The organism is Streptomyces sp. NPDC015220, from assembly GCF_043079345.1.
Classification (GTDB): domain Bacteria; phylum Actinomycetota; class Actinomycetes; order Streptomycetales; family Streptomycetaceae; genus Streptomyces.
In genome coordinates this window covers 267,279-278,646 of sequence record NZ_JBIBUK010000001.1, presented here as the reverse complement: position 1 = coordinate 278,646, position 11,368 = coordinate 267,279, and the positions used below count along the sequence as shown (strand labels likewise).

Here is an 11,368-nt window from a genome sequence, read left to right as displayed (position 1 = left end):
GCTGAGGAGAGAGTGGGGGCACGGAAAGGGGCACGGCGCCGCACCGCCGACACGGGGCGGCGGAACGGCGCCACCCCGGACCGCTCCTTCCGCCGGCTCGCGTCGGCGGGAGCGAGGCACGGGGGAACCCGGAACGGACCGATCGGGGGCCCGGCGGGGGAGCGGGAGAGCGCCGGTGCGCGGTGGCCCACGGGGGAGGAACGGGCCGCGGCGGACCGGCGCTCCCCGGCGTCCCCGGCCGTGCGGAGGCCCCCGCCGATGCCGGAGGCTCGACGGCGTGGCCTCAGCGGGTGCCGCTGACCCTGCCCTGGAGGAGTCGCGACAGCGCCGCGTGGACGTCGTCCAGGGAACGTTCGGGCTGGAAGGACTTCCAGTCCAGGGCGGCCACCAGCACCATGCCCACCAGCGCCGCGGCGGTCAGCGGGACGTCGATCTCCTCGCTGAACTCGCCGTTCGCCACGCCCTCGCGCAGGACGTCCTCCACGACCGCCACCGCCTCCTGCCGGACCACCATGAGGGTGGACTGCCAGGCCCGGTTGGTGCGCCACAGCTCGGCCACGTACAGCTGGGTGAACGCGGGATAGCGGTCGATGAAGACGAGCCCGGCCCGGATCATCGCGTCCAGGGCGTCGACCCGGCCGCGGCCCGCCTGCCGCGTCCGCTCGGACGCCTCGCGGAGGGAGGCGGTGAGGAGTCCCACGCCGTGCCGCAGCAGCTCCTCGAAGAGGACCGACTTGCTCGCGAAGTTGTAGTAGACGGTGCCCTTGGCGACCCCGGCCCGCTCGGCGATCTCGTCCACCGTGGTGGCGGAGAAGCCCTGCTCGGCGATGAGCGTGACGGCCGCCTCGTAGAGCTTCTGCCGAGTGGCCTCGCGGCGGGTACGGCCGCCCGGCGCGGTGCTGCTGCGTTCCATGGCCCCGATTCTCACAGGTGCCGACTCCCCGGCGGGCCGGACGGGGGTGCGAGGGCGGATGGGCGACGCGGTCACACGCTCGGCCCGGGGAGCGGCCGGTCCACGGGCCGCGCCCGCCGGGGCGTGGCCGGCGGCGCGGTCGGCGTCAGGGCGGCCGCGGTGAAGCCCGCGAGCACCGCGCGGGCCGTCCGGACCGGGCCTCGGCCGTCGCCGGTGACCGGCCTCTCCCCGAAGAGTTCTCACCGGCCGATCGGTGCGGAACATGCCCCCGATTTCACGACCCAAGCAAAAAGCCCAGGTCAGAACGGATTGTCAGTGGCATACCTCACGATGGGTACATACGGCACCTGTGCCGTCACCCAGACGACAGGAGGTTCGTCATGGCCAACTCGTCCGCAGCCGCCGCCGGCCGGCGCCGCGCTTCCGGCCCTGCCCCCTCACTGACCGGCCCGGCGAGCGACGTGCACCCCGTGCTCCGCCGGGCCACGGCCCCGCCCGCCGCACTCGACCTGCTCGCCCAGGCCCGCGCGGGGCTCGAGGAGGCCACCGTCCTGGACACACCGAACGAGCGCTATGCGACGGCCCACCTCGCCGCCCTGCGCACCGCCGCGGCCGTGCTCGCCGCACGCGGCCGCCCCGAGACCAGCCCGAGGCGTCGCGCCCGGATCCGCAGCGCCTGGGAGGTCCTCCCCGAGATCGCGCCCGAACTCACCGAGTGGAGCGCCCTGTTCGCCTCCGGCGCCCGCCGCCGCGCGCTGGCCGAGGCCGGCGTCCAGGGCGCGGCCGGCCGCCGGGACGCCGACGACCTGATACGCGACGTGTCGATGTTCGTCCGCATCGTGGAGCGGCTGCTGGTCCTCCAACCGGTACTGCCGCAGCCCCGCCCGGGTCCCCAGGAGGACGGCGCCGCCCGTCCCGGCGCCCCCGGAGCGGGCCCGATCGGCCGCCGCGACCTCCCCGACGCGGGCTGAGCGGCCGTCGGGACGGGGCGACGGTCCGGGCGGACCCGGGGGATCCGGCGGACCGGGCGGGCCCGCGGCGGCGGGCGGGGCGGTCAGCGGCTCCGAGGCTGCGCGCGGACCGGGCGGGTCCGAGGCGGTGGACTGGGCGGTCAGCGGCTCCGAGGCGGCGGGCGGGACGGTCACCGGCTTCCAGGCGGCGGGCTGGGCGGCTGCCGGCTCCGAGGCGGCGGGCGGGACGGGCGCAGGAGGCAATAGGGTGGAAGGCGCCTGAAGCCTTCCCGCCTCCCGATTCCCGGGCCGGGCAGGCAGCCCGATCGCCCCGCCGTGCCAGAGGCGGTGCCGCCTCGAGGAGTCAACTGCCGTGTCGGACCCGATGCGCCCGCCCGTCTCCCACCACCACGCTCGATCGACGTCGCTGCGCTCCGACCCCTCGCGCCCTCGCGCCTCCGTCCGTACCGCCGTGGTCTGGGAGGTCCTGCGGGACGCCCTCGACCGGCGGGTCAAGGCCACGGGCCGGGAGTCCCTGGACGTCCTCGACACCGGCGGGGGCAGCGGCAACTTCGCCGTCCCGGTGGCCCACCTCGGCCACCGGGTCACCGTCGTCGACCCCAGCCCGAACGCGCTGTTCGCGCTGGAGCGCCGCGCCGCGGAGGCCGGTGTCGCCGACCGGGTGCGAGGCGTGCAGGGCGACGCGCACGGGCTCTTCGACGTGGTCGAGCGCGGCGGCTACGACGCGGTGCTCTGCCACGGTGTCCTGGAGTACGTCGACGACCCCGCCGAGGGCGTGCGCAACGCGGTCGCCGCCCTGCGCGCCGAGGGCGTCCTCAGCCTGCTCGCCGCGGGTCTCGGCGGTGCCGTGCTCGCACGTGCCCTGGCCGGTCATTTCAAGGAGGCGCGGCAGGCCCTGGGCGACCCCGACGGACGCTGGGGCGAGGGCGATCCGGTGCCGCGCCGCTTCACCACCGAGCAGCTCACCGCGCTCGTCGAGGGCGCGGGGCTGACGGTGGGCGCGGTGCACGGCGTGCGGGTCTTCGCCGACCTGGTGCCCGGCGTGCTGGTGGACACCGAGCCCGGGGCCCTGGACGCGCTGCTGGAACTGGAGGCGGCGGCGGCCGAGCTGCCGGCGTTCCACTCCGTGGCCACGCAGTTGCATGTGCTCGGTGAGACCGGGGGCACAGCGGGGGCCTGAGTCCTACCCCGGGGCCCGGGGCCGCTCGGGCGACGGGGCGCTGACCGGCGTCGCGGCCGGGCATGGAGTCACCACAGGCCCCCCGCTCCCGGACGGCGCGCCGTATGATCGGGGGAGACCGTCCGGCATGACGGGTCCGCCGCTGGGGAATGGAAGCCTCAGCGAGCCGGGGCCGCCGTGGCGGACCGGGTTGGCCAATTGGCGTAGAGGGGCGGGTTTCACGGGGGCGATTCCCTGCCTATCCTGAAGGGACCCCCCGGGTCGCCCCGGCGACTGCACGATGAGGAGGACTCCGTGCCGCTCTCGGAGCACGAGCAGCGCATGCTCGAGCAGATGGAGCGAGCGCTGTACGCCGAAGATCCCAAGTTCGCGTCGGCGCTCGAGGGAAGCGGGCTGCGTACGTACACCCGGCGGCGGGTCTACCAGGCGGTCGCGGGCTTCCTCGTGGGTATCGCGCTCCTCATGGCGGGTGTGGTCACCCAGCGGACGTGGGTGAGCGTGGTGGGCTTCCTGGTCATGCTCGGGTGTGCGGTGCTGGCCGTGACCGGCTGGCGCAAGGCCCCCAAGCCGGGCGAGCAGCCCGTCGGCGGCCCGCATGCCCGCCGTCAGGTCAGACCGAAGCGATCCATGATGGACCGCATCGAACAGCGCTGGCAGCGCCGCCGGGACGAGCAGGGCCACTAGGCGGCGAAGCCGGAACCGAGCCATCGATGAGGGGCTGATCACCACGGGTGGTCGGCCCCTCACCCATGTCCGCGAACGATCGCACCCCGGGGCGCGGGCACTCGCGCGCCACGGCGCCGGTCCCGCACACCCGCCCGCACGACCGGCGTCCGCGAGCCGTCCCGCTGCCGGGCCGCTGTCGGCCCGCACCGGCCGGGGGGCCGCTCGCTCGCGCCGGCTCGGTTCCGCCCCTCGGCCCGGCCCCTGCCATCGGGTCGGTACCGTCGCCGGGCCTGCCACCGTCGCCGGGTCGTACAGCCGCCGGCCCGCCGCCGGGGCGGTGGCCCCTGCCCGTAGGAGCAGCGCCCCGCCGGGCGGGGCGCTGCTCGCCGCTACCGAAGGGCGCCGGCCCGGCGCGCTACGGCAGGGCGCCGGCCGGCGGGGGCGCGCGTCAGCCCTGCTGGCGCGACGGGCGGCGCAGGGCCGGGCGCAGGGCCGTGGCCCGGGACCTCAGCGTCGCCCACCGGGACCAGAGCGCCCAGATCAGCCGGGCGGCGGAGCGAGGGGCGAGCACGGCGCGCACCCGGGCGCCGCGGGAGGCCGTGGCCCGCAGCCCCCCGGCGGCCCGGCGGACGTCCTCGGCGAGGCCGGCCACCGGACGGGGACGCGGAGCGTACAGGACCTGCTCCACGGCGTCCGCCAGCCGGTGCACCGAGGCGGCGGCCTCCGGGGCGAGCCGCCCGAGCAGGACGATCCGCTCGGCCGCCTTGCGCGGGGTCTGCGAGTCGTCCGGCGGGATCCCGAAGTCCCAGGCGGTGTCGGTCAGTTCCTGCCAGACGGCCAGGACGTGCGGTCCGGCGTCCGCCGCGCCCCGCCGGTGCGCGCCGAGCCGGACGGAGCGCATCCGCCTGCGCCACAGCAGCGGCAGCAGCGGAAGCACGACGACGGCCGCTCCGCCCAGGGTCCACGCCGCCACCGCGTACCACCGGGGACCACCGTCCCCGACCGGCGCCGCGGCCTGCGGCGACGGGTCCGGGCACTCGTGCAGCCGCTTCAGCGTCGGCGGGCACTCCGCGCTCGCCGAGGGTGCGGCGGACGGCGCGGCGCTCGCCTGCTCGGAGGGCGTCGTCGGGTTCGGCAGGCTCGTGCCCGGTGTCTCGGACTGGGTGTACTGCGGCGTCGTGCCGCGCGTCGGGGTCGGCTCGAAGCGGGTCCAGCCGATGCCCTCGAAGTACAGCTCGGGCCAGGCGTGCGCGTCCTTCAGACTCACCGCGACGGTGCCGTCGCCCTGCGGCGAGCCGGGCGCGAAGCCCACCGCCACCCGGGCCGGGATGCCGAGCGTGCGGGCCATCGCGGCCATCGCGAAGGAGAAGTGCACGCAGAAGCCCCGTCTGTCCTTCAGGAACCGCGCTATCGCCTGCGAGCCGCTGCCCGCCTCGACCTGGGTGTCGTACTGGAAGCCGCCGTCGGAGGCGAACCAGTTCTGGAGCTTGACCGCCTGCTCGTAGTGGTCGGCCGCTCCGTCGGTGACCGCGCGCGCGGTCACCGCGACGACTCCCGGCAGCGACCGGGGCACCTTGGTGTACTCGCGCCTCAGCGCCGACGGCGGGCTCGGCGCCGCGGCGAGCTGCTCCGCCGTCGGCTGTACGTCCAGGCTCTTCACCTGGTACGTCGCGCCGCGCGTGTTCTGTCCGTGGTCGCCGACCAGCGTCATGCCCACGGGTTCGTAGCGCCAACTTCCCTTGATCCGCACGCCGCTCGGCGGGTACGGCATCGGGAGCCAGTCCTGGGCGTACCAGTCGGCCGCGGAGACCGTCGTCGTGATCTCCGCGCGCCTGACGCCGGCGCCGAGACCGGCCGGGGCGGGCAGCGGGTCGGGCACACCGACGATGTGCCGCTGGGAGGGCTTCCAGGTGGTGCCGTCGAAGTCGTCCAGGGACACGATGCGCAGGTACAGGTCGGAGGCGTCCGCCGCGTTGGTGCGCAGGCTCAGGACCGTGCGGTCCTCGTTGACGTTCAGACTGTCGCGCAGCGAGACGAGCGGGTTCACCGCGGAGATCGTGCCGCCGTCCCCGGCTCCGGAGCCGACGCCCGTCCCGGCGGGGCCCAGCAGACCGCCCCGCATGGCCGGCAGGGCGAGCGGCACCACCAGGGCGACGCCCAGCGCTAGGGCGCCGATGCGGCGCCCGGTGCGCAACGGCGCCCCGATGCCGCGGCGCTCCCCGCCCGCCGCCGACGCCCCGCCGAACACCCGGCCCCACTGCGAGAGCCGGTCGCGGCCCTCGGCCAGCAGCAGCATCAGATAACCGGCGGCCGCGACGAGGAACCACAGCCAGTCCGAGTCGCCGTCGGACAGTCCGGCGGCCACGGAGTACAGGGCGAGCAGGGGCAGACCCGCGGGGGCCGCGCCGCGGAAGGTGACCGCGAGGGTGTCCACGATCAGCCCGATCACCAGGACCCCGCCGACCAGCATCAGCCGGATGCCGTCGGACAGCGGCGCCGGGATCGCGTACCGCCCGACGTCGTCCGCGCCCTGGCGCAGCAGGTCGGCCAGATGACGGAACGCCTCGGGGCCCGGGATCAGTCCGGCGATGGCCTGGCCGCGGGCGAAGACCAGGGTCAGCAGGACCAGGGCGGCCAGGGCCTGCGCCGCCACGGTCAGCGGCCGGGCCAGCGGCGCCCGCCGGGTCAGCGCGCCCACGACCGACTGCACCGCCAGCAACAGCACGGCCTGGAGGATCCACGCCGAGGAATCGACCAGCGGCAGCAGCGCGCAGGCCGCCATCAGTGTCGCCGCCGCGGCACACAGCGCCAGCCGCGTCCGCCCGCTCATGCCCGCCCCTCTCCGAAGCCCGCCCCGCCGTGGCCGGCGCCGCCCGGGCCGCCACGGCCGGCCCCGGTGGCCGAAGGCCCGCCGGACCCGGTGGTCACACCGGATCCCGCCCCGAGGACCGGGCCGCCGTCCGCCGCGTGGCGGCTCCCGGAGCCCGGGCCGAAGCCGTTGCCGTGGCCGGCTCCCCAGCCGCCCGCGCCCGCCGTGCCCACGCTCGTGCGCTCCTGGTCCGCCCGGCGCCAGAGTTCCTCCACGGCGGCGCCGCGGGGAACGTGCACCGCGGTCCAGCCGGCGTCGCGGAGCATCCTCAGCAGGCCGCCGACGCGGTCCCCGGGGCCGGGCACATCGGCCCGTTCCCGGGTCCACGCGTCGTCGTCCAGCACGAACGCGATCGCGCCGCCGCTGCGCTGCCGCATCTTCGCGGCCACCGAGGCCTGCGTCTCGTCGAGGTCGCCGAGGAAGGCGACCAGCAGGCCCTCGTGGCCGCCGCGCAGTACGTCGTACGCACGGGACAGACCCGCCCCGTCCGAGTGGTCGATCACGGCGAGGGTGTCCATCATCAGCCCGGCCGCGTCCGCCGACTCCTGGCCGGCTCCGGCGAACCCGTCGGCGCTCTCGCCCGGCACCGAGTCGCCCGTGTCGGTCAGCAGCCGCACCGAGAAGCCCCGCTCCAGCATGTGCACCAGGACCGAGGCGGCGCCCGACACGGCCCACTCGAAGGCCGAGTCGGGGCCCGCGCCCCGGAAGGCCAGCGCCCGGGTGTCCAGCAGCACCGTGCACCGGGCGCCGCGCTGCGGCTGCTCCTCGCGGCGCACCATCAGCTCGCCGTGGCGCGCGGTGGATCGCCAGTGCACGCGGCGCAGGTCGTCGCCGTAGCGGTACTCGCGCGGGATCACGTCGTCCTCGCCCGCCAGTGCCGGCGAGCGCTGCCGTCCGTCGCCGTACCCCTTGGCCTCGCCGCCCAGCCGCACCGGCGGCAGCGGCGCCACCCGCGGGACGACGGTCAGGGTGTCGGACGTGGCGAAGGAGCGCGTCAGCTCGCACATGCCGAACGGGTCGGTCAGGCGCAGTTGCAGCGGGCCCAGCGGGTAGCGGCCGCGCAGGTCGGAGCGGACCCGGTAGGACACCTCCCGGCGGCCGCCGGGCTCGACCCGGTCGAGCACGAAGCGGGGGCGCGGCCCGAGCACGTACGGCACCCGGTCCTGGAGCATCAGCAGCCCGGTCGGCAGCCGGGAGACGTTGTCCATCCGCAGGTGCACCCGGGCCTCGGTGCCGGCCGGCACCCGCGCGGGGGCGAGCCGGCGGCTGCCCGCGACCCGGTAGCGGGTGCGGTACAGCACGCCCGCGCAGACCAGGGGAAGGACGGCGAGCAGCAGCCCGACCCGCAGCAGGTCGGGCTGGCCGAGGACGTACGCGCAGACGGCCGCCGCCACTCCGGCGGCGAGGAAGGAGCGCCCGCGGGTGGTCAGACCGGCCAGCGCGGTGCGCACACCGCCCCCGCCCTCCCGGTCGTCCTCCGGGCGCGCCGTCCCCGGGTCGGTCATCACAGCCTCCGCGGCTGCTGCCGGCCGAACTCCGGCGTGGTGTGACCCGCGCCGAGGCCACCGCCGGCCTGGGCCGCCGCGGGCACCGGGGTGTGCCGCACGATCTCCTGGACCACCTGTTCCGCGGTGCGCCGGTTGAGCTGGGCCTGGGCGGTGGGCAGCAGCCGGTGGGCGAGGACCGCCCCGGCCAGTGCCTGCACGTCGTCGGGCAGGGCGTACTCCCTCCCGCTCAGGGCCGCGGACGCCTTCGCCGCGCGCAGCAGGTGCAGCGTCGCGCGCGGTGAGGCGCCGAGTCTGAGATCGGGGTGGGTGCGGGTGGCGGCGACCAGGTCCACCGCGTACCGCCGTACGGCGCTCGCGACGTGCACCCCGTGCACGGCGTCGATCAGCTTGACGACGTCGTGCGCGTGCGCCACGGGTTGCAGGTCGTCCAGCGGGTTCGCCCCGCCGTGCACGTCCAGCATCTGCAACTCGGCCTCCGGGCTGGGGTAGCCGATGGAGACGCGGGCCATGAAGCGGTCGCGCTGGGCCTCGGGCAGCGGATAGGTGCCCTCCATCTCGACCGGGTTCTGCGTGGCGACCACCATGAACGGGCTGGGCAGTTCGTAGCTCTGCCCGTCGATGGTGACCTGGCGCTCCTCCATGGACTCCAGGAGTGCCGACTGGGTCTTGGGCGAGGCGCGGTTGATCTCGTCGCCGATCACGATCTGCGCGAAGATGGCGCCCGGCTTGAACTCGAAGTCCCGGCGCTGCTGGTCCCAGATGGACACACCGGTGATGTCCGACGGCAGCAGGTCGGGTGTGAACTGGATGCGCCGCACCGAGCAGTCGATGGACCGCGCCAGCGCCTTGGCGAGCATCGTCTTGCCCACCCCTGGGACGTCCTCGATCAGGAGGTGTCCCTCGGCGAGCAGTACGGTCAGCGCGAGCCGTACGACCTCGGGCTTGCCCTCGATCACCCCTTCCACCGAACCGCGGACCCGCTCCACAGTGGCGGTCAGATCAGTGAGGCTCGCTCGATCGTCATAGGTCGTCACCCGGCCCTCCTCGGCCCTTCCCCGTGCCCTGCGGCGGGCAGGGGGTTCCCCAGCTTTCCAGGCCGACGCCCCGCAGCGCGGACCGGCCCACCCCGAACAAGGACGGCACGCCGGAGTGTTCCGCGTGACGTCACTCCCGCATTCTTGCCGCCGTTACCGATTCGTGTCACTCGCCTGTGGACAACTGGCCGCGATATGTCGGGTCTTATGACTTTTCGCAGCTGACGTACCGCGGCGCCGTCCAGGTGGCGGTCGCGGGCCGACTGCTGGGGCTCCGGGGCGGGCCCGCGGGTCAGGCGGCGGGGTCGACCTCGCGCAGCCGGCCCGTCTTGACGTCGAACACGAAGCCGCGCACGTCGTCGGTGTGCGGCAGGAACGGCGATGTGCGCACCCGCTGCATCGACTGCCGTACGTCCTGGTCGACGTTCTTGAACGCTTCCACGGCCCAGGAGGGACGCTGCCCGACCTCCATCTCCAGATCGTGCCGGAAGTCCTCGGTGATGGACTCCATGCCGCAGTTGGTGTGGTGGATGAGCACCACCCGGCGGGTGCCGAGCGCCCGCTGGCTGATGGCCAGCGAGCGGATGACGTCGTCGGTGACGACGCCGCCGGCGTTGCGGATGGTGTGACAGTCGCCGAGCTTCAGACCGAGTGCGGCGTGCAGGTCGAGCCGGGCGTCCATGCAGGCCACGACCGCCACCTGCAGGACGGGGCGGGCGTCCATCCCGGGGTCGGTGAACGCGTCGGCGTAGGCCGTGTTGGCCGCCACGAGGCGGTCGGTGACGGCGCCACCCGTTATGGCACCCTCGGATCCGGCGGGAACTGATGCAGAAGTCGTCATACTCATGACGTTACTGGTCGAGCGCATGGCGGTCCTGTCGTGACCCGGGACAAAAAACATCACAGTGGCTCATTGCGATCGACTCCACACGCTCAGTGGTCCCGCCTCCTTACGGGTGAAACCCGCCGGACCGTCGTGTCACCGGCACTCCACCGGGCGACGCGCAGGCCGGTTGATTGACCGGGCCACAGGGTGGACTAAAGTGACGCGAAGCGGGAGGCGCCGCTCTCCCCGCTGGACATGCATTTCCCGAAGGCCCCGGCATACACCCGAACGGCCTCCCCACGTGCGCGGCGCGTACGCACGGCGCGGCCTCCTCCCGCTCCGGTCGGCCGACGCCTCCGGCGCCGGCAGGGCCCAACCGTCCGCGAGCGGTCCGGGGCCCGTCGGTGCGTGCGGGACGCGCCGGACCTGAGAGGGCCCCTTGAGCAACAGCCGACACGTCCCCGTGATGCTCCAGCGGTGCCTGGACCTCCTGGCGCCCGCCCTGGAGCGGCCGGGGGCGGTGGTCGTCGACTGCACCCTCGGCCTCGGCGGACACAGCGAGGCCCTGCTCACCCGCTTCCCCGAGGCCCGCCTCGTCGCCCTCGACCGCGACAAGGAGGCGTTGCGCCTCTCGGGCGAGCGCCTCGCCCCGTTCGGGGACCGGGCCACCCTGGTGCACGCCGTCTACGACGAGCTTCCCGGCGTGCTGCGCCGGCTGGGCATCCCACGGGTGCGGGGCGTCCTGTTCGACCTCGGCGTCTCCTCCATGCAGCTCGACGAGGCCGACCGCGGCTTCGCCTACGCCCAGGACGCCCCCCTGGACATGCGCATGGACCAGTCCACCGGCATCAGCGCCGCCGAGGTCCTCAACACCTACCCGGCCGGTGAGCTGGTCCGCATCCTGCGGGCCTACGGCGAGGAGAAGCAGGCCAAGCGGATCGTGGCGGCGATCGTGCGCGAGCGCGAGAAGGAGCCGTTCGACAACAGCGCACGGCTGGTGGAGCTGATCCGCGACGCGCTGCCGCAGGCTGCCAAGCGCACCGGCGGCAACCCGGCCAAGCGCACCTTCCAGGCGCTGCGGATCGAGGTCAACGGCGAACTCGCCGTCCTGGAACGGGCGATCCCGGCCGCGATGAAGGCGCTCGACGTCGGCGGACGGATCGCCGTACTGTCGTACCAATCGCTCGAAGACCGCCTGGTCAAGCAGGTGTTCGCGGCCGGCGCCGCCTCCACCGCGCCGCCCGGCCTCCCGGTCGTCCCCGAGCGCTACCAGCCCCGGCTCAAGCTGCTGACGCGCGGTGCCGAACTTCCCACCGAGGAGGAGATCGCCGAGAACCGGCGAGCGGCGCCGGCCCGGCTGCGCGGGGCCGAGCGCATCAGGGCGGACGTCGAGTGAGGCAG

The 11,368-nt window shown here is 75.1% G+C and carries 9 protein-coding genes; 4 read left to right on the top strand and 5 right to left on the bottom strand.

Annotated features, from left to right (window positions below; translation table 11 throughout):
* Positions 1–283: 283 nt before the first annotated feature.
* Entirely contained in the window at positions 284–913 is a 630-nt protein-coding gene (locus ACF061_RS01560) for a TetR/AcrR family transcriptional regulator (protein ID WP_392264753.1), read from the bottom strand.
* Between the two features lie 380 nt (positions 914–1,293).
* Between ACF061_RS01560 and ACF061_RS01555 the strand changes: the two genes are divergently transcribed.
* The 3 genes from ACF061_RS01555 (at position 1,294) to ACF061_RS01545 (ending at position 3,748) form a co-directional block, all read left to right on the top strand.
* Entirely contained in the window at positions 1,294–1,884 is a 591-nt protein-coding gene (locus ACF061_RS01555) for an SAV_6107 family HEPN domain-containing protein (RefSeq protein WP_392264752.1), read from the top strand.
* 352 nt (positions 1,885–2,236) lie between these two features.
* On the top strand, positions 2,237–3,064 hold the full coding sequence (locus tag ACF061_RS01550) for a methyltransferase (protein WP_392264751.1): 828 nt from the start codon (positions 2,237–2,239) through the stop codon (positions 3,062–3,064).
* A gap of 294 nt (positions 3,065–3,358) precedes the next feature.
* Positions 3,359–3,748, top strand: a complete 390-nt coding sequence (locus ACF061_RS01545) for a DUF3040 domain-containing protein (RefSeq protein ID WP_392264750.1) — start codon at positions 3,359–3,361, stop codon at positions 3,746–3,748.
* A gap of 430 nt (positions 3,749–4,178) precedes the next feature.
* On the opposite strand, the gene ACF061_RS01540 is transcribed toward ACF061_RS01545, so the two are convergent.
* The 4 genes from ACF061_RS01540 to ACF061_RS01525 all read right to left on the bottom strand — a co-directional run bounded on the left by ACF061_RS01540 (position 4,179) and on the right by ACF061_RS01525 (position 9,982).
* Positions 4,179–6,560, bottom strand: a complete 2,382-nt coding sequence (locus tag ACF061_RS01540) for a DUF3488 and DUF4129 domain-containing transglutaminase family protein (RefSeq protein WP_392264749.1) — start codon at positions 6,558–6,560, stop codon at positions 4,179–4,181.
* The gene (locus ACF061_RS01535; protein WP_392264748.1) at positions 6,557–8,104 is read right to left on the bottom strand and encodes a DUF58 domain-containing protein; all 1,548 of its coding nucleotides are present in this window, start codon (positions 8,102–8,104) and stop codon (positions 6,557–6,559) included. Before ACF061_RS01535 ends, ACF061_RS01540 begins: the two co-directional genes overlap by 4 nt.
* The gene (locus ACF061_RS01530) at positions 8,104–9,141 is read right to left on the bottom strand and encodes an AAA family ATPase (protein WP_392264747.1); all 1,038 of its coding nucleotides are present in this window, start codon (positions 9,139–9,141) and stop codon (positions 8,104–8,106) included. Before ACF061_RS01530 ends, ACF061_RS01535 begins: the two co-directional genes overlap by 1 nt.
* Before the next feature lie 292 nt (positions 9,142–9,433).
* Positions 9,434–9,982: a beta-class carbonic anhydrase gene (locus ACF061_RS01525; protein WP_392264746.1), complete on the bottom strand. Its 549-nt coding sequence runs from the start codon at positions 9,980–9,982 to the stop codon at positions 9,434–9,436.
* Between the two features lie 424 nt (positions 9,983–10,406).
* Between ACF061_RS01525 and rsmH the strand changes: the two genes are divergently transcribed.
* Positions 10,407–11,363, top strand: a complete 957-nt coding sequence (rsmH, locus tag ACF061_RS01520; protein ID WP_392264745.1) for a 16S rRNA (cytosine(1402)-N(4))-methyltransferase RsmH — start codon at positions 10,407–10,409, stop codon at positions 11,361–11,363.
* Positions 11,364–11,368 lie beyond the last annotated feature (5 nt).